Below are 19562 nucleotides of genomic sequence, written 5' to 3'. Positions count from 1 at the left end.
AGGAGATCCAGTGACCAGGGTGCTCATCGTCGAGGACGAGGAGTCCTTCGCCGACCCGCTCGCCTTCCTGCTGCGCAAGGAGGGGTTCACCACCGCCGTCGCCGCCACCGGACAGGATGCGCTCGAGGAGTACGACCGCAACGGCGCCGACATCGTGCTGCTCGACCTCATGCTCCCCGGCATGAGCGGCACGGACGTCTGCAAGGCCCTGCGCACCCGCTCCGCGGTCCCCGTGATCATGGTGACGGCGCGCGACAGCGAGATCGACAAGGTGGTCGGGCTCGAGCTCGGCGCCGACGACTACGTGACGAAGCCGTACTCGGCGCGGGAGCTCATCGCGCGCGTGCGGGCCGTGCTGCGCCGGGGCGGCGAGGCCGGGCCGGAGGGCGACGGGCTGCCCGGCGTGCTCGAGGCAGGCCCGGTGCGCATGGACGTCGAGCGCCACGTCGTCTCGGTCGGCGGCGCGGACGTCGCACTGCCGCTCAAGGAGTTCGACCTCCTCGAGTACCTGCTGCGCAACGTCGGACGCGTGCTCACCCGCGGCCAACTGATCGACCGGGTCTGGGGCGCCGACTACGTGGGCGACACCAAGACGCTCGACGTGCACGTCAAGCGGCTGCGCTCGAAGGTCGAGTCCGACCCCTCGGCGCCGCGGCACCTGGTGACGGTCCGCGGCCTCGGCTACAAGTTCGAGGCCTGAGGCCGGGCCTCAGCGGCGCCGGCGGCCGCGGGACTGCAGGTACCCGGGGCCGGGGGTGTCGACGGTGTGGCGGCGGGTCCGGTTGTTCCACGTCCACCGCCCCACCTGCAGGCCCCACGAGCTGAAGCCGCGCTCGGTGAAGTGGAGGCGGAGCGGGCCGAGGCGGAGGCTGCGACGGAGGCGGAAGCGCATGCCTCCCAGCTTGCCTGGATCCCGCGGAGGATGGGGCCGTCAGCCCGCCGGCTTCTCCGGAATGCGGTCCAGCACCTGGCCGACCATCTGGGTGAGCGACCGGAGCTGGGCGTCGACCGAGTCGAACCGCGAGTCGTGCTCCTGGAGCTTCCCCCCGTGTTCCTGCAGCAGCCGCCCGTGCTCGTCGAGCTTCCGCCCGTGCTCGTCGAGCTCGCGCTCGATCGCGTCGAAGCGGCCGTTCTGCTCGGTGCGCATCGTGCGCAGCTCCTGGCGGATCTCCTTGACGTCGTCGTCGAGGTGCAGCGCGAGCCAACGCGTCTCCGCGTGCTCGATCGCCAGCTTGCGCACCTTGCGCTCGAGCTCATCGTCCCCGGCCACGGGCTCATCCTCCCAGAAGGTGCGCCGCCGTGGGCGCGATTCGGTCGACCCCACGCACCGTCGCCTGTGCCTGATCCGCGTACAGGCGGATCAGGCACGGCCACGCCGCCGCGCGTCCCGCCTGACCGCCGATCGAGCAGACCCGGCAGCGGCCCGCGCCGTCGTCGACGTGGGCGGCCAGGAGGCGCGTGGCCATGCCGGGCTCGCGGGCCATGAACTCGACGATCGGGGGTGCACGGGCCCAGCCAACCGACCGTGCAGCCTCGACGACACGGCGCCGATGCGGCATCTCTGCCGCATCGGAGTGGCTGCGGCCTGAGTAGCCTTGGTCACATGCCCGGCCGGCGCCCCCGTCTCGTGCAGGCCCGCAAGTCGGCCGGCTCGACGCAGGAGGAGCTCGCCCACCGGCTCGGCGTCGACCGCACCACGGTGGGGCGCTGGGAGTCCGGCGAGACGGAGCCCCAGCCGTGGGCGCGGCGCAAGCTCACTGCGCTCCTGGGCCTCTCGCCGTCCCGGCTCGACGCCGTGCTCGACGGCGAGCCGAGCGGCCTCGCCCCGCTCGACGACGAGATCGAAGCCCTCGAGATGGCCCGTCGTGCCGAGGCGTCCGACGTCGGCGAGGGCACGCTCGTCCGCCTCGAGCGTGCCGTCGATGACCTCGCCGGCAGCTACGCGACAGCGCAGCCCGCCGAACTCCTCCACCGCACGCGCCTGCACCTGCGTTACGTCGCGCAGCTCATGGGCGCCCGGACGACCCTCGCCGAGCACCGCAGGCTCCTCGTCGTCGGGGCCTGGTTGTCGCTGCTCGCCGCAACGCTGCACGTCGACCTGGAGCAGCAGGCGCCCGCGCTGGCCCGGCTGGCCGTGGCCGGCTCGCTCGCCCGGGAGTGCGAGCACGACGAGCTGAGGGCGTGGTGCCTGGAGACGGAGGCCTGGCGGGTGCTGACCCTCGGCGAGTACGGGAGAGCGGCAGAGCTGTCCCGGGGTGCGCAGCGGCTCGCCCCGGCCGGTACCTCCGCTCTGATCCAGGCGACCGCGCAGGAAGGACGGGCGCGGGCACGGCTCGGGGATGCGCGGGGCACGCAGCAGGCCGTGGGCCGGGTGCAGCGGCTGGTGAGCCCGCTGCAAGCGCCCGACCGGCCCGAGCACCACTACCGCTACGACCCGGCGAAAGCGATCAGCTACACGGCGACGACGCTGTCCTGGGTGGGGGATCCGGCGGCCGTCGACGTCGCTCGTGAGGTGATCACGCGGCTGTCCGCGCCCGACGACCACGGCGGCCGGCCGCGCCGCCTGGCCGTCGCCCGGCTGGACCTCGGGCTCGCGCTGATCCGGCAGGACGACATCGACGAGGCCGTCCACCTCGCTGTCGCCGCGGTCGCGTCCGGCAGGGTCACGCCGTCGAACACCTGGCGCGCGGTGGAGGTGTTCCACGCGGCGGAGGCCGCCGGCACGCGTGCCGCGACCCCGCTGCGCGATCTCCTCGCCACATATCGTTGCTGGTCAGAGCGGTTGCATCGCGAGCTGTGACCGGTTCGGTCACGAGTGCATCACGCCCGGGCAGTAACCTGGCCGCGTGCGCCTCGGTGTGCTCGACGTCGGTTCCAACACCGTCCACCTCCTCGTGGTGGACGCGCACCGTGGTGGCCACCCCACCCCGATGACGTCCGACAAGTCGGAGCTGCGGCTCGCCGAGCACCTCGACGCCGCCGGAGCGCTCACCAAGGCCGGGGCCGACGCGCTGGTGGTCGCGGTGCAGCGGGCCAGCGCCGCCGCCACCGCCGCCGGCTGCGACGACCTGCTCGCGTTCGCCACGTCGGCGCTGCGCGACGCCACCAACTCGGCGGCCGTGCTGGCGCACGTGCGGGACCGCACCGGCGTGGCGCTGCAGGTGCTCCCCGGCGAGGACGAGGCCCGCTACACGTTCCTCGCGGTCCGCCGCTGGTACGGCTGGTCGGCGGGCCGGCTGCTGGTGCTCGACATCGGTGGCGGGTCGCTCGAGCTGGCCGCGGGGCGCGATGAGCTCCCCGCCGTCGCGGCGTCGCTGCCGCTGGGCGCCGCCCGGCTCACCCGCGAGTGGTTCGGCACGGACCCACCGGCCCACCGCGAGATCGACGCGCTGCGCGAGCACCTGGACGACCAGCTCGCCCCGGTGGCCCGTGAGCTGCGGCGGGCCGGGTCCCCAGACCTCGTGGTCGGCACGTCGAAGACGTTCCGCTCGCTGGCCCGGCTCACCGGTGCCGCCCCGTCCGGCGCCGGTCCGCGGGTGCCGCGCGTGCTCACCGACGCCGGGCTGCGCCAGCTCGCCGCGTTCGTCACGCGCATGTCGTCGGCCGACCTCGCCCAGCTCGAGGGCGTCAGCCCCAGCCGGGCCCACCAGCTCGCGGCGGGCGCGCTCGTCGCGGAGGCCGCCATGCGGGCCCTGCGGGTCCCGCAGCTCGAGATCTGCCCGTGGGCGCTGCGCGAAGGAGTGATCCTCCGAAGGCTCGACACGCTCGATGGGACGGCCCAGATCGACCGCTCGGCGCAGGACGCGCCGGACGGACTTGGACGCTTGACGTCGTACGAGGCACGGTGTACTGGATGAGCTCCGAGACCGACCACCCCCGCCAGCGCACAGTCGCCGAGCTGCTCGCGGCGCACGGCGACGCGAACGCGACCGGCCGTCGGCGCCGCCGCCGGGAGCCGGACGAGCCGGACGAGGGTGCGCAGAGCGCGCACGGCGCTCCCGCCGCCGACCCGGCCGAGTGGCGGGCCGCGCCGCCGCGGGAGCCGAGCGCGCCGGTGGCGCCACCGCAGCGCGAGCCGAACCCGCCGAGGCGAGCGGCGAGCCCGCAGGCGTGGGACTCGGAGCCGGAGCGCCGCGACCCCGGCCCGTGGGAGTCGGCGCCGTGGGCGTCCGCGCAGGACGACCCCGCGCAGCGCGCCTCGGCCCCGGGTGAGCCCGCCGGGCGCGACCAGGCCGAATGGGGAGCCGACGAGTGGGACGCGGACCCGTGGGACCCCGCCCCCGCCGCGCCACCCGCCGCCGACGCCCGCTGGGACGCGCAACCGGCCCAGCCGTCGTGGGACGGCGCCGCGCGTGAGGCCCGGTACCCGGGCCCGCCGATCCGGGACCGCGCCCCCCGGCGCGAACCCGAGGAGCAGGAGCGCGAGCCCCGGCGCGCGGCACGCGAGCCCGTGGAGGCGCCGGCCTGGGAGCCTCGCGCGCCCGAGGCTGCGGTGAACGGGCGCGAGGCGCGGCCCGTCGAGCCGCGCGCGTGGGACAGCCCGCAGGCCGAACCGCCCAGGCGGCGCGCCGCGGTGCCGGAGCGTCCGGTGCCGGAGCGTCAGGTGCCGGAGCGTCAGGTGCCCGAGCGTCAGGCGGCGGAGCCGGAGCGGCCCACGGAGCAGATGCCGCGCGTCCAGCGACCCGCCGGGCAGGACCCGGCCCGCACCACCCGCATCCCGCAGCGTCGGCGCGCCGAGCCGGACGAGTACGACGCGCCCGACCGGGGTGACGACGACGGTGGTCCGGCCACGATGGTCGGTGCCGCTCCCGCGGGTGCGGAGTCCTGGCACCGGGCCCGCACCGACGGCAGGCGCCGCGCGCCGGATGCCGACGCGCCCGATGACGACGACGACGGCCCGGCCACGATGGTCGGTGCCGCTCCGGCCGGTGCCGAGTCCTGGCACCGCGCGCGCACCGACGGCAGGCGCGGAGCGGCCGCCGACGGCGGGCCGCCCACGCAGGCCGCGGCGCCGCTGGACTTCGACGACGACGAGGACGACCCCGCCCGGGGCGACTACCCGGCCGGGCTCGGCCGGCGCGGCTTCGAGGAGGAGCCCACCGGGTTCTTCGGCCCCCAGGACGACGAGCCGGAGCAGCCGAAGCGCCGCTCGGCCGCGAAGTCGGCACCGGGCGAGCCGGAGAGCGGGCCCTCGTGGCCCGCGGTCATCGCGCAGTGGATCGCGGGAGCGATCGGCGGTGCCGCGCTGTGGGTCGGGTTCCGCTTCCTGTGGCGCGACCTGCCCGTCGTCGCGCTGGCCGCCGCGGTGCTGGTCACGGTGGGGCTCGTCGTGATCGTGCGCGCGCTGCTGCGCAGCAGCGACCTGCGCACCACGCTGTTCGCCGTGCTCGTCGGCCTGCTCCTCACGGTCTCCCCGGCCATCCTCGTGCTCCTGGGGAGATGACACCGTGCCGCCCGGGCTGCGGCCGGCCCCGCCGGTCGCCCTGTCCACCGCCTCGGTCTACCCCGAGTCGGCGAGGGCGGCGTTCGAGCTGGCCGCCGAGCTCGGGTACGACGGCGTCGAGCTGATGGTCTGGACGGACCCGATCAGCCAGGACGTCTCCGCGGTGGCCGGGCTGGCCGAGCGCCACGACGTGCCGGTGCTGGCCGTGCACGCCCCCTGCCTCGCCGTCACGCAGCGCGTATGGAGCGCCGACCCGATCGGCCGGATCCGCCGCTCGGTCGCCGCCGCGGCCACCCTCGGCTGCCGCACCGTGGTCCTGCACCCCCCGTTCCGCTGGCAGCGCCGCTACGCCGCGCAGTTCGCCGACGAGGTGGCCCGGGCCGGTGAGCACGCCGGCGTCGCGCTCGCCGTCGAGAACATGTTCCCGATCGTCCGCTCCGGCGTGCGCACCGTGCCCTACAGCCCGGGGTTCGATCCCACCGAGGTCGGCCACGCGCACTACACGCTCGACCTCTCGCACACCGCGGCCGCAGGCTGCGACGCCCTCGCCATGCTCGACCGGATGGGCGGCGCGCTCAGCCACGTCCACCTCGCCGACGGCAGCGGAGCCCCCCGCGACGAGCACCTCGTCCCCGGCCGGGGGAGCCAGCCGTGCGCGGAGGTCTGCGAGCGGCTCGCGAGCTCCGGTTTCGGCGGCGTGGTCGTCGTCGAGATCAGCACGCGCCGCTGCCGCACCCGCCCCGACCGCGCGGCGCTGCTCGCGGAGGCGCTGCTGTTCGCGCGGCTGCACCTGCAGCCCACCGCGCACCCGGCACCGCTGCCCGCCGTCCGGTAGCGGACGTCACACCGGGCAGGGGTGGGGCGCGCCCGCCCGCGGTGATACGCCTGTCCGATGCCGTCGAGCGAGGGTTCCGCGATGACGACCGCCCCCGACGCCCCGTTCCGGGACGCCATCTCCGTGACGCCGCTGGGCGGCGGCCGGTACGGCGCCGAGCTGGGCTCGCGCTGGACGATCGGCACCAAGGCGCACGGTGGCCTGCTGATGGTGCTGCTGGCCCGCGCCGGCCTGGCCCGGGTCGAGGCCGAGGTGCCCGGTGCGGCGCCCGACCCGCTCGCCGTGGCGGCGGACTTCCTGCGGGCCCCGGACGCCGGGCCGGTCGAGCTGGAGACCGAGGTGCTCAAGACCGGGCGCACGGTCTCGGTGGTGTCGGTGCGGATGTTCCAGGGCGGCCGCGCGATGCTCGCCTCGACCGTCACGGCGGGTCGACTGCCCGGCGACGACCCGCACTGGAACGACCTCCCCGACGTGGCTCCCGAGCCCGGGGAGGACGCCACCGACCCGGCCACCAACGAGCGCGTCACGACCCTCGCCGGCGCCTGCGACCTCCGCTACGACACCTCCACGTTCGCGTTCGCCCGCGGGGAGCACGGCCCGCCCGTGCTGCGCGGCTGGGCGCGGCCTCGCGGGGAACCGACCGACGTCCTGTTCGCCCTGCTCGCGGGCGACATCATGGCGCCCACGGTGTTCAACGTGAGCGGCCGCGTCGGATGGGCCCCCACCGTGCAGCTGACGGCCCTGCTCCGCGCCCGCCCGGCGCCGGGCTGGCTGCGCATCGAGGCGCGGTCGGCCTCGGTGGTGGGTGGCTGGTTCGACGAGGACGTCACCGTCGTCGACTCCGCGGGCCGGTTGGTCTGCCAGGCCCGCCAGCTGGCGCTGTCGCCCCTCGGCCGCTGAACCGGCGTCGCGGGCGACGACTACCGTTGTCGGCCATGACGCGGATCGCTGTCCTCGGAGCGGGGAAGATCGGCGAGGCGCTGCTGGCGGGGCTGCTCGCCGGCGGGCGCAGTGCCGACGAGCTGGTGTTCACCGAGCGGCACCCGGAGCGTGCCGCGGAGCTGAGCGGGCGGCTGGGCATCGAGGCGCTGGACGTCGCCGGCGCGGCCGCGCGGGCGGACATCGTGGTGCTGGCCGTCAAGCCGCAGGACATCACGCCCGTGCTCGCCGAGCTGGCGCCTGCGCTGCGCCGGGGCACGCTGGTGGTGTCGCTGTGCGCCGGACTCCCCACGGCGCTGTTCGAGGGCGCCCTGCCGGCAGGCACGCCGGTGGTGCGGGTCATGCCGAACACCCCGATGCTCGTGGGCGAGGCGATGAGCGCGATCTCGGCGGGCACCCACGCCACGGACGACCAGCTCGCCACCGTGGAGAAGTTGCTCGCGTCCGTCGGACGGGTCGTGCGCGTGCCGGAGTCGCAGCAGGACGCGGTGACGGCGCTGTCGGGCTCCGGACCAGCGTACTTCTTCTTCCTCGTCGAGGCGATGATCGATGCCGGGATCCTGCTCGGCCTGCCCCGCTCCGTCGCCGCCGACCTGATCGTGCAGTCCGCCTTCGGGGCCGCGCGGATGCTGCGCGAGTCCAGCGACCACCCGGTGCTCCTGCGCGAGGCGGTGACGTCCCCGGCCGGCACGACCATCGCCGCCATCCGGGAGCTGGAGCGGCACGGGGTGCGGGCCGCGCTGATCGCGGCGATCGAGGCGGCGCGCGACCGCTCGGTGGAGCTGGGCAGAGCGGCCCGCTGAGGCTGCCTCCGGGCCGCGTGCACCGATCGGGGCCCCGGTTTCACCCTGACGCGCGGGCGTGAACCACCCCTCAGCGCAGCCATCCCCTCGATCCCGTCACACCAGCACCGCTAAGCTCTTGCGGAACATCGTCGCCGTGCCCGGCCGCGGAGTCCGGGCACGACCGGTGCGACCCAGGAAAGCGGTGATCGGATGGCGTCCGAGCCTTCGGAGCTCCACCTCGCCCAGGTGCAGTTCCTGACGGTGGCCGAGGTCGCGGCCATGATGCGGGTCTCGAAGATGACCGTCTACCGGCTCGTGCACGGTGGGGAGCTGCCCGCCGCCCGGGTCGGGCGCTCGTTCCGCGTGCCCAAGACGGCGGTGGAGGAGTACCTGCGCAGCGCCTACTTCGACGCGGGTTGACCCACCCGGCGGTCCTGCCCCCCCGGGGGGCGCGAGGCCCGTGGAACCCCCCGGTAGAGTGCGTGCCCGGTCATCGCCCGGCCCGCGCGCGCTCGTCGCGAGCGCCCGGCCGGTCGCACCTCGCCGCACCACAGCGGTCCGTTCCCGGGCCGCATCCCGACAGGAAGGGCCGCCACGCATGGGCTCCGTCATCAAGAAGCGCCGCAAGCGGATGTCGAAGAAGAAGCACCGCAAGCTCCTCCGCAAGACCCGCGTGCAGCGTCGCAAGCTCGGCAAGTAACCCCGGCGGTCGGCGGGGCGCACGGAGCACGTGGCCCCCGCCGCCGAGCGGGATGCGCTTCCCGGCCGTGGACCCGCCCACAGGAGGCGCGCTCCGGCCCCACACCGGCGCCGGAGCGGGCTACCATCGGTCACCCGCTGCATCCGATCGCATTCCTGGGGTAGGCCCGTGCCTCCTTCCGTCGTCCTCGTCACCGGGGTCAGCCGGTTCCTCGGTGGTCACCTCGCCGCGCGCCTCGCCGCGAACCCGGACATCGACCGGGTGCTGGGGGTGGACACCGTGCCCCCGCCCCGCGACCTGCTGCGCAGGATGGGGCGCGCGGAGTTCGTGCGCGCCGACATCCGCAACCCGCTGATCTCGAAGGTCATCTCCACCGCGTCGGTCGACACCGTCGTCCACGCCTCGCTCGCGGCCAACCCCGGCTCGTCCGGGGGCCGCGTGGCGATGAAGGAGATGAACGTCATCGGCACGATGCAGCTGCTGGCCGCGTGCCAGAAGGCGCCGTCGGTCCGGCGCATGGTGCTCAAGTCCACCACCGCCGTCTACGGTTCGAGCTCGCGCGACCCGGCGCTGTTCACCGAGACGATGACCCCCAAGGACCTGCCACCGGGCGGCTACGCCAAGGACGCGGTCGAGATCGAGGGCTACCTGCGGGGGTTCGCCCGACGGCGCCCCGACGTCTCGGTCACCACGCTGCGGTTCGCCAACTTCATCGGCCCGCGCATCGAGACCGTCTTCACCCGCTACTTCGCGCTGCCGGTGGTGCCGATCGTCCTCGGCTACGACGCGCGCGTGCAGCTGCTGCACGAGGAGGACGGGCTCGCCGTGCTGGAGAAGGCGGCCAGCGAGGACGTGCCCGGCGTCTTCAACGTCGCCGCGGACGGGGTGCTGATGCTCTCGCAGGCGATCCGCCGCGCCGGCCGGATGCCGCTCCCGGTGCCCAGCCCGGCCGTGGGGCCGGTGAGCCGGCTGTTCCGCAGCGCGCGGCTCGTCGACTTCTCCCCCGAGCAGATGCGGCTGCTCAACTTCGGCCGCGTGGTCGACAACGGGCGGCTGCGCCGCCAGTTCGGGTTCACGCCGCGCTGGACCACCGTGCAGGCCTTCGACGACTACGTCCGCGGCCGCGCGCTGCGTCCCGTCGTCGACCCCGAGCGGTTCGCCGCCGTGGAACGCGGCGTGCTCGCGGCCGCGAGGACCCTGCGGTGACGCCCCGCCGCCGGGCCGTGCGCCCCGACGCCGAATCCCGTCCCGCCGACGGGCCCGAGAGCACCGGGGCCCGCGTGATCCCCTTGCGCGCCGCTCCCGAGGGCACCGGCCCCGACGACGGCGCCCCCGAGGACGGCGCCGTGCCGGCGGCCGACGAGCCCGCCGCTCCCGCGCAGTGGGAGGAGGCGCTCGCCGAGGCGATGGCGTTCCTGCGCAGGCGGCTGGAGGGCGACTACGCCGTCGACGAGTTCGGCTTCGACGCCGAGCTCACCGACAACGTGATCATCCCGGCGCTGCGGCCGCTGTACCGCAACTGGTTCCGCGTGGAGACCATCGGCATGGACCACGTGCCCGACGTCGGCGGGGCCCTCGTCGTGGCCAACCACTCCGGCACCCTGCCGCTGGACTCCCTGATGACGGCCGTGGCCCTGCACGACGACCACCCCGCCCGACGGCACCTGCGCATGCTCGGCGCCGACCTGATGTTCCGCCTGCCGGTGGTCGGCCCGCTGGCCCGCAAGCAGGGCAGCACGCTCGCCTGCACCCCCGACGCGCAGCGGCTCATGGCCTCCGGCGAGCTGGTCGGCGTCTGGCCGGAGGGGTTCAAGGGGATCGGCAAGCCGTTCCGGGACCGGTACAAGCTGCAGCGCTTCGGCCGGGGCGGGTTCGTCTCGGCCGCGCTGCGCACCGGCGTCCCGATCATCCCGTGCTCCATCGTGGGCGCGGAGGAGATCTATCCGAAGATCGGCGACATCAAGCCGCTCGCCCGGCTGTTCGGGGCGCCCTACTTCCCGGTCACGCCCCTGTTCCCGGCGTTCGGGCCGGTGGGGCTCGTGCCGCTGCCGTCGAAGTGGTACATCGAGTTCGGCGAGCCGATCCGCACCGACTCGATCGACCCCGCCGAGGCGGACGACCCGATGACGGTGTTCAACCTGACCGACCAGGTGCGCGAGACGATCCAGCACACGCTGTACCGGCTGCTGAGCCAACGCAGGAGCACCTTCCTGGGCTGAGCCCCTGGACAGCAGTAAGGCTCCAAAGTGCGCCCGGGGTGGGGCTAGCGCTTGCGCGCGGCCAGGCCTGCCGCCACCGCTCCTGCGATCGCTCCTGCTCCCAGGACCGAGGGCACGCCGATCCTCGCGGCCTTGCGGCCGGTGCGGAAGTCGCGCACCTGCCACCCGCGTTCCTTCGCGACGTCGCGCAGATCCGCGTCGGGGTTGACGGCCACGGCCGTGCCGACGGCGGAGAGCATCGGCACGTCGTTGACCGAGTCGGAGTAGGCGGTGCAGCGGCGCAGGTCCAGGCCCTCGGTCACCGCGAGCGCGCGGACGGCGTGGGCCTTCGCCGGGCCGTGCAGGATCTCGCCCACCAGCCGGCCCGTGTAGTGGCCGTCGACGCTCTCGGCCACCGTGCCCAGCGCGCCGGTGAGCCCGAGCCTGCGGGCGATGATGAGGGCGAGCTCCACGGGGGTGGCCGTGACCAGCCAGACCCGCTGGCCGGCGTCCAGGTGCATCTGGGCGAGCGCGCGGGTGCCGGCCCAGATGCGGTCGGCCATCAGCTCGTCGTAGATCTCCTCGCCGAGCGCCGTGATCTCGGCGACCGGCCGGCCCGCGACGAAGGACAGGGCGGTGTCCCGCCCGGTGGTGGTGGAGTAGCTGGTCTCGCGCCCGCCGATGCGGAACCGCAGCTGCTGCCACGCGAAGCCGAGCAGGTCGGAGGTGGTGAAGAACTTGCGCGCGGCGAGGCCGCGGGCGAAGTGGAAGATCGAGGCGCCGATCATCATGGTGTTGTCGACGTCGAAGAACGCGGCGGCCGTGAGGTCGGTGAGCGGCACGTCGGGAGGACCGCTGTCCCCCGCCGCGACGGCCGCGGCCGCAGCGGCCTCACCGGCGCGGAGCGCGGGGTCGGTCGCGGTGGCCGACTCGACCACGCCCGGCGTCTCCGTGGCCCCGCTCAGCTCCCCGGAGGGGGTGGGTGTCAGCGGTTCGCGGGGCTCTTGTTCTCCAACCACCTGCGGGCCTCCGTGGGTTTCTCGCCTCAGCCTAGTGCCGCGCGCGGAGGCGACAGCTCCGGTCGACGGCGGGAGGCACCAGACGACACGGGGCCGCCGCGGAACGCGGTTCCGCGGCGGCCCTGTGTGTCGTGGCAGATCAGCCGATGGTGATCCCGGGCATCCCCGGCAGCAGCGGCGGGAGCGTCACCGGGGGGAGCAGCGGGAGCGGCACCGAGACGTCGCCTGCGCCCTCCGAGCCCTCGTCGCCGGACTCGGACTCGGACTCGGATTCGGACGTCCTGTCCTCGTCCTCGCTCTTCTTCGAGCTCGGCGCGTCCTCGTCGCTCTTGCGGTCCGCGTCGGGGAGGAGGTCGGGAAGCAGGCGCGACTCCTCACCCTCGGAGGCGTCGCTCGGCGTGCGCGACGGCTCGTCCGTCTCCCGGGTGCCGCTCGAGTCGCTCTCGTCCGGTGCGGACGTCGCGTCCTCCGTGGCGTCGGCCTCGTCGGACTCCGGTGCGGACGTCTGCGCGCTCCGGCGGGCCGTGCACTCCTCGTCGTCGCACGACGAGGAACCGTCGGCGGCCCCCGTGCGGCCGAGCAGCCGCTGGAGCAGTTCGATCGACTCGTCGGCCTCGGCCGCGGCCGGCAGCTCCGGCCGGATCTCGGTGAGCCGCTCCGACTGCTCGGACGCCCACGTGCGCAGCTCGTCCTGCGCGCTGCTCGAGGTGCTCGTCCCCGTGGACTCGAGCAGCAGCCGCGAGCCCTCGTCGGTGGCGGCGTCGAACTCGTCCATCGCGGCGGTGAACACCTCGGGCGCGGGGGCGGCCTGCGGCTCGAGGGCGCTGAGCCGCTCCACCTCGGACAGCCGGGTCGCGGCGATCTCGAGCTGGCGCTGCGCCCTGCTGGCGTCGTCGAACGTGAGCGCGAGCCCCGCCGACTCCGCGGCGCGCTTGACCGCGTAGAGGTTGTCGCCGGGCAGCGCGCCCTGGCTGGCGAAGATCCCGCCACCGGCGATCGCGAGCATCGCGACCATCGCGGCCGACCCGACGAGGAGCGCGCGGCGGCGCAGGCTCGGGGCGGCGGGGCGCCGGGACGCGCCCGCCCGGCCGGCCGGGCGGTTGGAGCCGCGGCCGGTGCTGTGCCGGGCCCGCCGGCCTGCGCGCGGCGAGGCCTGGTGCGTGGCCGTCGTCGGTGCGTCCTCGCCGCCCGGGTCGTGGTCGCCCGGGGTGTCGGAGGCGCTCTCGGAACCCGCGGCGTCCATCCGGGCCGTGATCGGGGCGATCCGGGCGGTCTGCGCCGCGGGATCGACGTCGGCGCGTGCCTCGGGGCCGGTGGGCTCGACGAGGCGGCCCAGCGGTGCCGTGAGCTCCGCGGCGGTGGGCGGCGCGGCTCCGCGGTGCGGCGGGTCCTGGGGTGCGGGGCGGGGGCCCGGCTGCGGGCCACCCTGCTCCGCGAGCACGGCCATGAGGCGCTGCTTCGCGCGCGCCTTGGTCTCGGCGTCCGGCGCGAACTCCGCACCCCGGGACCGCAGCATGGCCACGATCTCGAGCTCGTGTGCGAGGTCGTCGTCGCCCGCGGCGCCGAGGGGTGTCCCCGACTCCACGGCGGCGGCGAACCGCTCTGCGTCCTTGCCCTGTCCGGCGGGCATGTTGGCCGTCCTCACTGCATCCCTGCGCTGTCTGTCCCCGCACCCTGGTCGTGTGCGGCGCAACGTTCAGCCGTACAACGAGCCGTCATGCGTCCGGTTACGGGTCGAAGACCGTTCACCGCATCGAGTCGTTCGTTCGCCGCACCCGTAACGCGCTGGGCGCCGTCGACGATGTACCGCGGGGTCATCGGAGGCCCTCCGGTAGCAGCTGGGCGAGCCGCCGGACCGCTCGGTGCTGGAGGGCCTTGACGGCCCCCTCGTTGCGGTCCATGATCTCGGCCGTTTCGGCCACGGACAGACCCTGGAGGAAGCGGAGCTGGATGCATTCCTGCTGGTCGGGGTTGAGCTTGCGGACGCAGCGCAGCAGCTCGTCGTTGGTGGCGAGGTCGAGCACCTGCTGCTCGGGCCCACCGGTGGTCGGCGAGAGCTCGATGATCTCGCCGGTGGTGTGCTCCAGCCGGTAGCGGCTGGACTTCACGTGGTCGAAGATGAGGTTCCGCGCGATCGTGACGAACCACGCACCGATGTCGCGGCCCTGGTAGCTGACCGACGAGATCCGCCGCAGCGCCCTGACGAACGTCTCCTGGGTGAGGTCCTCGGCGAGGGTGCGGTCACCCGTGCGGAAGAGCACGTAGCGGAAGACGACGTCGTAGTAGCGGTCGAACAGCTCGCCGAACGCGAGCATGTCGCCGTCCTGGGCCGCCTTGACCAGCGCCCACGCCCCACCCTCCTCGTGCTGCGGCGCCTCGGGGGCGGCCTGCGTCTGCTGCGCGGGCGGCGCGGGTGCCGACGGCTCGGCCGGGCTCTGCCGCGGGCGGGGGAGCGGGTGCCCGGTGACGGTGCCTTGCGGTGGAGGGCCGGGTGGGCCGACTCGGGGAGCTGTGGTCGGGGGCATCTCTACCTCTCGACCCGCCGGTGGACGGGCGGTCTCGGTGGGGAGCAGCCGAGGCTGTCGTACGGGTCGGGTCATGGATCCCGGCGGGCCCTGCAACCGCGTCGGTGGTCAGGGCGCCGCGTCGAACCCCATCGGGGTGCGCTGTGGTGCGGCGGATCGGCCCGTGGTGCGCCGGCGGCAACAAACTGCATGCCACTCCCTCGGGTGAGCTTCGCGACGATCTCGTGGGTCGGCCGTTGAGTTGGCTGTAGCGGCGGAGCATACGGCCGGCCCGGTGTGGTGAAGCACGCACCACCGCTCGCCGTGACTGTCGTCCGGTGAGCGGCTGACTACGCGCGGTCAACGTCATGGGGACCCGCGTGTCGCGGTCCGCGGGAGGTCCACCTGGTGCGGCGGGCGCCGCAGGCGCCGTGGCGCCCGCTTCGTGCCAGACTCGCCCCCGGAGGCCATCGCGCGCAGCGCCAACCCGGGGAGAACAGTGGACATCCCGACCGGCAGCCCGCAGGGCGGGGCACGGACTCACGTGGCCGACCTGGTGGCGGACGCGGCGGGCCGCGCGCCCGACCACCCCGCGGTCATCGACGTGACCAGCGCGGTCTCGCTGACGTGGGCCGAGTTCGACGCGGCCGTCTCCGCCGAGGCGCTGCGGCTCGGCGAGGCAGGGGTGGCGCCGGGCGAGCGCGTGCTCGTGCGGCTCGGCAACGGCGCCGCGTTCTGCGTGGCCGTGCTCGGCGCGCTCCGCGCGGGCGCCGTGGTCGTCCCGTTCGGGCCCGTCGCGGTGGAGCGCGAGCTCGAGATCGTGCTCGACGACTGCCGCCCGGCCGTCATCGTGACCGCGGAGGGTGACGAGTCCGCGCAGCGCGGCGCCGCCGCCCGGGGTGCCACCGTCCTGCCGCCCCCGGACCTCGCCGCACGCGCGGGCGCGCCCGTCGCCGACCGCGGCGCGGGTGGCGAGGAGATCGCCCTGCTGATCTACACGTCGGGCACCACGGGCCGCCCCCGCGGGGTCCGCCTCTCCCACCGGGCGGTGCTGGCCAACCGGGCGCAGACCGCCGCGCTGCGTCCGGCGCCGGTGCTGCCGGCCGACCGGGTGCTGCTCTCCCTGCCGCTCTTCCACGTCTTCGGGCTGGCCGCCGGGCTCCTGCAGGTGTGCTGGGCGGCCGCCACCGTCGTGGTCACCGAGCGGTTCGAGCCGGCGCACGTCGCCGACGTGCTCGTGCAGCAGCGCGTGAGCGGGATGGCCGGGGTGCCGTCGATGTTCCGGGCCATGCTCGAGCTCCCGCCCGAGCGGCTGCGGGCCGCCACGGCGGGGCTGCGCCTGTGCACGTCCGGTGGTGCGCCGCTGCCGCCGCAGTGGCTCGACGACTTCCGCGCCGCCACCGGCCTGCCGATCTACGAGGGCTACGGGCTCACCGAGGGCGGCCCGGTGATCACCACGAACGCCTCGGACGGTCCGCCCAAGCCCGGCTCGGTGGGGCGGGCGCTGCCGGGCGTCGAGCTGCGCCTCGTCGACGTCGAGGGCAGGCCGATCGACGTCGTGGCCGACCCGGACCCCGAGGACATCGACGAGGACGTCAGCGACCCGGCGCAGGACACCGGGCTGGTCGCGGTGCGGGGGGCCAACCTCTTCTCCGGCTACTGGCCCGACGGCTCCGGCGGCCCGGACGCCGACGGCTGGTTCCGCACCGCCGACGTCGGGTTCCTCGACGCCGACGGCGACCTGCACCTGGTGGACCGCTCGTCGGACCTGGTCATCGTCAACGGGTTCAACGTCTACCCGCGCGAGGTGGAGCAGGTGCTCGCCGAGCTGCCCGGCGTGGCGGAGGCCGCGGTCGTCGGCGTGCCCGACGAGCGCACAGGCGAGGCGGTCAAGGCCGTGCTCGTGCGGGCCGAGGACGCCGACCTGTCCGAGGACGCGGTCCGCGCCCACTGCGAGGAGCGGCTGGCCCGGTTCAAGGTGCCCACGGTCGTCGAGTTCACCGAGGCGCTGCCCCGCACGCCCACCGGCAAGGTGGCCCGGCGGCAGCTGGTGACGCCGTCGTGACGGCCGCACCGCAGCGGGTCACCGTCTACACCCGCACCGACTGCGGGCTCTGCGCCACCGCCGAGGCCGAGGTCGCGCGCATCTGCGCCGACGTCGGCGCGGGCTGGGCCGCGGTCGACGTCGACTCCGACCCCGTGCTGCGCGCCGAGTACGGCGACCGCGTCCCGGTGATCGAGGTGGACGGCCGCGAGCACGGCTTCTGGCGCGTCGAGGAGGCCCGCCTCCGCGCGGCCCTGGCCTGATCGCGCCGCTCGCACACCGATCGTGGTGCTGCCACACCGACTGCAGTCGGTGTAGCAGCGCGGAAGTCGGTGTGTGACGCGGAGATCGGTGCGTGGCGCCGTTCGCGGATCGTCACACCTTCCGGGCGAACCGCAGCGGCTTCCGGAGCGAAACTCGTTGTGTGAGCACCACCGAGGCACCGCAGCGGCCCGAGCCCGGGGCCGCACCCCGCATCCCGCGCGGCTGGGCCGCGCTCGTCGGGGTCCTGTCCGTGGCGGCGGCGCTGGCGGCGGGCCAGTTGGTGGCGGGCCTGCTGTCACCGGCCTCGTCGCCCTACCTCGCCGTCGGCGACACCGTGATCCGGTTCTCCCCGCAGTGGCTCACCGAGTTCGCGAAGGCCGCGTTCGGCACGGCCGACAAGCCGGTGCTGCTGGCCGGGATGGCCGTGGTGATCGCGGTCGTCGCCGCGCTGGCGGGCCTCGCGTCCCGCCGCCGACCCGGCCCCGGGGTCGTGGTGGTGGCCGTGCTGGGGGTGCTCGGGTTCGTGGCGGTGCTGTTCGCGCCGGTGTTCGCGCCGGTCGACGTGCTCGCCCCGACGGCGGCGCTGGTGGTGGGCGTCGGGGTGTTCCGGTGGCTGCACGCCCGTGCGCTCCCCTCCACCGCGGGCCCGGCGGAGGCGTCCGGCGGCCTGACCCGGCGCGCGCTGCTCGTCCGCTCGTCGCTGGCGGTCGCGCTGGGCTCGGCCGCCGCGGGCGTGGGCGGTGTGCTGCTCGGGCGCGGCGTCGGTGACTCGCGGCAGGCGGTGACGGCCCGGCTGGCCGCCCTGCCCGTCGACCGGGCCCCGGCGATCCCGCCGACCGCGGCCCTCCCCGAGCTCGGCACGCCCACCTTCCTCACCCCGAACGCCGACTTCTACCGGATCGACGTCGCCCTGCGGATCCCCGACGAGACCGCGGACGCCTGGTCGATGCGGATCCACGGCATGGTCGAGAACGAGCTGGAGCTGACCTTCGACGACCTGCTGCGCAGGCCGCTGGTCGAGCGCACGATCACGATGACGTGCGTCTCGAACCCGGTGGGCGGCGACCTGATCTCCACGGCGAACTTCGTCGGTGTCGACCTGCGCGAGCTGCTGCTGGAGGCGGGGGTGCGCCCCGGAGCAGACCAGGCGTTCTCCACGAGCGTCGACGGGTGGTACACCGGCACGCCGGTGGACGTGCTGATGGAGCCCGACCGCGGCGCGCTGCTCGCGATCGGCATGAACGGCGAGGCGCTGCCACCCGAGCACGGGTTCCCGGTGCGGATGGTCGTGCCCGGTCTCTACGGGTTCGTGTCGGCGACGAAGTGGATCGTCGACATGGAGCTCACGACGTTCGCCGCCAAGGCGGGGTACTGGTTGGAGCGCGGGTGGGCGGAGAAGGCCCCGATCAAGACGCAGTCGCGCATCGACAGCCCCCGGGGCTTCGCGTCCCTGCCCGCCGGCCGCGTCACCGTCGCCGGGATCGCCTGGTCCCAGCCCGACGGGATCAGCCGCGTCGAGGTGCGGGTGGACGGCGGGGCGTGGCGCGAGGCGGAGCTGGCCACCGAGGTCAGCGGGGACACGTGGCGGATGTGGCGCGCCGACCTCGACCTCGGACCCGGGAGCCACACGGTGCAGAGCCGGGCCACCGACGCGAACGGCGTGACGCAGACCGACGTCCCGGCCGAGCCGATCCCCGACGGCGCGTCCGGCTACCCGGCGGTCCTCTTCTCCGTGGCGTGACGCGTCCGTTCGGCTGCGCCGGACGGCCGATCGTCGATGGGCTCCGCGTGACGTCGTCCGGACGCCCCGCTCCCGTGACGGAAACGTGACGTTCTGCACCTGAACCGGCTTTGGCGCGATTTCGAACGCCTTGGTGCAACGGCCCGGAACCGCTGGGCCGACCGCGAGGAGGAACATCGTGCGAAAGATCCAGCGACTGGCCGCCGTCGGCTCGATGGCCGCCCTGACCGTGGCGCTGGCGGCCTGCGGCGGCGGCTCCGAGGCCCCCGCCGCCGAGGCACCGGCACCCGCGAGCGCTCCCATGGAGTCGCCGATGACCTCGGCCCCGATGGCCGCGGGCGACGGGGTGACCGAGATCTCCGACATCTTCGGCCCGGCCTGCAGCCAGGTGCCCACCGAGGGCGAGGGCTCGGCCGAGGGCATGGTCGACGACCCGGTGGCCACCGCCGCGTCCAACAACCCGCTGCTCACGACGCTGGTGACGGCCGTGGGCCAGGTGCCGGGTCTCGCGGAGACCCTCAACAGCCAGGAGGCCATCACGGTCTTCGCGCCGGCGAACCCGGCGTTCGAGGCCGTGCAGCAGCAGCTGGGCGAGGAGCAGTTCAACGCCCTGCTCGCGAACACCGAGATGCTGCAGACGATCCTCTCCTACCACGTCGTCCCGCAGCGGATGGACGCCGAGGGCCTGGTCGAGGCCGGTACCGTCACCCAGCTCGCCGGGGGCGACGTCACCATCGGCGGGACCCCGGAAGCCCCGACCGTGACCGACGCCATGGGCAACACCGCCAACGTCCTGTGCGGCAACATCCCGACCGCGAACGCCACCGTGTTCGTGATCGACAAGGTGCTCATGCCGCAGGGCTGAGCCACGCGACACGCGTCCGCAGGGGCGGTCCCGGGATCGGGGCCGCCCCCGCGTGCGTCCGGGCCAGGACGCGACGAACGGCAGCCGTGCGGCGACCACCGGTCGGAGGTCGGGCAGGCCCCGGATGAGCACGTTCCGGTTCAAGATCGCAACTTTGTGCGTGCCTTCACAAGCGGCTACCGTGTATTCCAGTCGCCGTCAACACCCGAACCCGGGTACTCGGCT

Annotated in this window: 21 protein-coding genes; 15 read left to right on the top strand and 6 right to left on the bottom strand. The window is 74.9% G+C overall.

Annotated elements, in window-relative coordinates; translation table 11 throughout:
* Positions 1-10 precede the first annotated feature (10 nt).
* On the top strand, positions 11-700 hold the full coding sequence (locus FB558_RS11865; RefSeq protein WP_142051701.1) for a response regulator transcription factor: 690 nt from the start codon (positions 11-13) through the stop codon (positions 698-700).
* 9 nt (positions 701-709) lie between these two features.
* On the opposite strand, the gene FB558_RS11860 is transcribed toward FB558_RS11865, so the two are convergent.
* The 3 genes from FB558_RS11860 to FB558_RS11850 are packed head-to-tail and all read right to left on the bottom strand — an operon-like array spanning position 710 to position 1484.
* The gene (locus tag FB558_RS11860; protein ID WP_142051698.1) at positions 710-892 is read right to left on the bottom strand and encodes a DUF4236 domain-containing protein; all 183 of its coding nucleotides are present in this window, start codon (positions 890-892) and stop codon (positions 710-712) included.
* Positions 893-931: 39 nt separating this feature from the next.
* Positions 932-1270: a hypothetical protein gene (locus FB558_RS11855; protein ID WP_142051695.1), complete on the bottom strand. Its 339-nt coding sequence runs from the start codon at positions 1268-1270 to the stop codon at positions 932-934.
* 4 nt (positions 1271-1274) lie between these two features.
* Positions 1275-1484, bottom strand: coding sequence for a hypothetical protein (locus FB558_RS11850; protein WP_142051692.1), 210 nt, complete (start codon positions 1482-1484; stop codon positions 1275-1277).
* Between the two features lie 119 nt (positions 1485-1603).
* On the opposite strand from FB558_RS11850, the gene FB558_RS11845 reads away from it, so the two are divergent.
* From FB558_RS11845 to FB558_RS11800, 10 genes are all read left to right on the top strand, one after another.
* Complete coding sequence (locus FB558_RS11845) at positions 1604-2800, top strand: helix-turn-helix domain-containing protein (protein WP_142051689.1); 1197 nt, start codon at positions 1604-1606, stop codon at positions 2798-2800.
* Positions 2801-2846: 46 nt separating this feature from the next.
* Complete coding sequence (locus FB558_RS11840; RefSeq protein ID WP_142051686.1) at positions 2847-3857, top strand: Ppx/GppA family phosphatase; 1011 nt, start codon at positions 2847-2849, stop codon at positions 3855-3857.
* Positions 3854-5443: a hypothetical protein gene (locus FB558_RS11835; RefSeq protein WP_142051683.1), complete on the top strand. Its 1590-nt coding sequence runs from the start codon at positions 3854-3856 to the stop codon at positions 5441-5443. The genes FB558_RS11840 and FB558_RS11835 overlap by 4 nt, the downstream gene beginning before the upstream one ends.
* 4 nt (positions 5444-5447) lie before the next feature.
* Positions 5448-6278, top strand: a complete 831-nt coding sequence (locus FB558_RS11830; protein ID WP_142051680.1) for a sugar phosphate isomerase/epimerase family protein — start codon at positions 5448-5450, stop codon at positions 6276-6278.
* 81 nt (positions 6279-6359) lie between these two features.
* Positions 6360-7178, top strand: a complete 819-nt coding sequence (locus tag FB558_RS11825) for a thioesterase family protein (protein ID WP_142051677.1) — start codon at positions 6360-6362, stop codon at positions 7176-7178.
* Between the two features lie 35 nt (positions 7179-7213).
* On the top strand, positions 7214-8020 hold the full coding sequence (gene proC / locus FB558_RS11820; RefSeq protein WP_142051674.1) for a pyrroline-5-carboxylate reductase: 807 nt from the start codon (positions 7214-7216) through the stop codon (positions 8018-8020).
* Between the two features lie 192 nt (positions 8021-8212).
* A complete protein-coding gene (locus FB558_RS11815) occupies positions 8213-8422 on the top strand; it encodes a helix-turn-helix domain-containing protein (protein ID WP_142051671.1) in 210 nt (69 codons plus the stop codon).
* A gap of 178 nt (positions 8423-8600) precedes the next feature.
* A complete protein-coding gene (locus tag FB558_RS11810) occupies positions 8601-8702 on the top strand; it encodes a 30S ribosomal protein bS22 (RefSeq protein WP_010241351.1) in 102 nt (33 codons plus the stop codon).
* A gap of 168 nt (positions 8703-8870) precedes the next feature.
* Complete coding sequence (locus tag FB558_RS11805; RefSeq protein ID WP_142051668.1) at positions 8871-9908, top strand: NAD-dependent epimerase/dehydratase family protein; 1038 nt, start codon at positions 8871-8873, stop codon at positions 9906-9908.
* The gene (locus FB558_RS11800) at positions 9905-10921 is read left to right on the top strand and encodes a lysophospholipid acyltransferase family protein (RefSeq protein WP_425467991.1); all 1017 of its coding nucleotides are present in this window, start codon (positions 9905-9907) and stop codon (positions 10919-10921) included. Before FB558_RS11805 ends, FB558_RS11800 begins: the two co-directional genes overlap by 4 nt.
* A 44-nt stretch (positions 10922-10965) precedes the next feature.
* Here the strand turns inward: FB558_RS11800 and FB558_RS11795 are convergent, their stop codons facing one another.
* The 3 genes from FB558_RS11795 to FB558_RS11785 all read right to left on the bottom strand — a co-directional run bounded on the left by FB558_RS11795 (position 10966) and on the right by FB558_RS11785 (position 14444).
* On the bottom strand, positions 10966-11838 hold the full coding sequence (locus tag FB558_RS11795) for an HAD family hydrolase (protein ID WP_233159583.1): 873 nt from the start codon (positions 11836-11838) through the stop codon (positions 10966-10968).
* Between the two features lie 220 nt (positions 11839-12058).
* Positions 12059-13549: a DUF5667 domain-containing protein gene (locus tag FB558_RS11790; RefSeq protein WP_142051665.1), complete on the bottom strand. Its 1491-nt coding sequence runs from the start codon at positions 13547-13549 to the stop codon at positions 12059-12061.
* Positions 13550-13733: 184 nt separating this feature from the next.
* Positions 13734-14444, bottom strand: a complete 711-nt coding sequence (locus tag FB558_RS11785; protein ID WP_142051662.1) for a sigma-70 family RNA polymerase sigma factor — start codon at positions 14442-14444, stop codon at positions 13734-13736.
* Positions 14445-14922: 478 nt separating this feature from the next.
* Here FB558_RS11785 and FB558_RS11780 point away from each other — a divergent pair, with 478 nt between their 5' ends.
* From FB558_RS11780 to FB558_RS11765, 4 genes are all read left to right on the top strand, one after another.
* Positions 14923-16488, top strand: a complete 1566-nt coding sequence (locus FB558_RS11780; protein WP_246106374.1) for an AMP-binding protein — start codon at positions 14923-14925, stop codon at positions 16486-16488.
* Positions 16485-16730, top strand: a complete 246-nt coding sequence (locus FB558_RS11775; RefSeq protein WP_142051659.1) for a glutaredoxin family protein — start codon at positions 16485-16487, stop codon at positions 16728-16730. The genes FB558_RS11780 and FB558_RS11775 overlap by 4 nt, the downstream gene beginning before the upstream one ends.
* A 161-nt stretch (positions 16731-16891) precedes the next feature.
* On the top strand, positions 16892-18472 hold the full coding sequence (locus tag FB558_RS11770) for a molybdopterin-dependent oxidoreductase (RefSeq protein ID WP_246106373.1): 1581 nt from the start codon (positions 16892-16894) through the stop codon (positions 18470-18472).
* Positions 18473-18650: 178 nt separating this feature from the next.
* Entirely contained in the window at positions 18651-19337 is a 687-nt protein-coding gene (locus tag FB558_RS11765) for a fasciclin domain-containing protein (protein ID WP_142051656.1), read from the top strand.
* Positions 19338-19562: the final 225 nt, after the last annotated feature.

Source organism: Pseudonocardia kunmingensis, assembly GCF_006716445.1.
GTDB classification, from domain to species: Bacteria; Actinomycetota; Actinomycetes; order Mycobacteriales; family Pseudonocardiaceae; genus Pseudonocardia; species Pseudonocardia kunmingensis.
Note: the sequence above shows the minus strand (reverse complement) of the source record. Positions and strands in the feature narration are given on the sequence as shown.

Coding starts and splice junctions, on each gene's coding strand:
- FB558_RS11860 (WP_142051698.1), bottom strand. CDS start 892: ATGCGCTTCCGCCTCCGTCGCAGCCTCCGCCTCGGCCCGCTCCGCCTC.
- FB558_RS11850 (WP_142051692.1), bottom strand. CDS start 1,484: ATGGCCCGCGAGCCCGGCATGGCCACGCGCCTCCTGGCCGCCCACGTC.
- FB558_RS11845 (WP_142051689.1), top strand. CDS start 1,604: ATGCCCGGCCGGCGCCCCCGTCTCGTGCAGGCCCGCAAGTCGGCCGGC.
- FB558_RS11835 (WP_142051683.1), top strand. CDS start 3,854: ATGAGCTCCGAGACCGACCACCCCCGCCAGCGCACAGTCGCCGAGCTG.
- FB558_RS11825 (WP_142051677.1), top strand. CDS start 6,360: ATGACGACCGCCCCCGACGCCCCGTTCCGGGACGCCATCTCCGTGACG.
- proC (WP_142051674.1), top strand. CDS start 7,214: ATGACGCGGATCGCTGTCCTCGGAGCGGGGAAGATCGGCGAGGCGCTG.
- FB558_RS11815 (WP_142051671.1), top strand. CDS start 8,213: ATGGCGTCCGAGCCTTCGGAGCTCCACCTCGCCCAGGTGCAGTTCCTG.
- FB558_RS11810 (WP_010241351.1), top strand. CDS start 8,601: ATGGGCTCCGTCATCAAGAAGCGCCGCAAGCGGATGTCGAAGAAGAAG.
- FB558_RS11790 (WP_142051665.1), bottom strand. CDS start 13,549: ATGCCCGCCGGACAGGGCAAGGACGCAGAGCGGTTCGCCGCCGCCGTG.
- FB558_RS11785 (WP_142051662.1), bottom strand. CDS start 14,444: ATGCCCCCGACCACAGCTCCCCGAGTCGGCCCACCCGGCCCTCCACCG.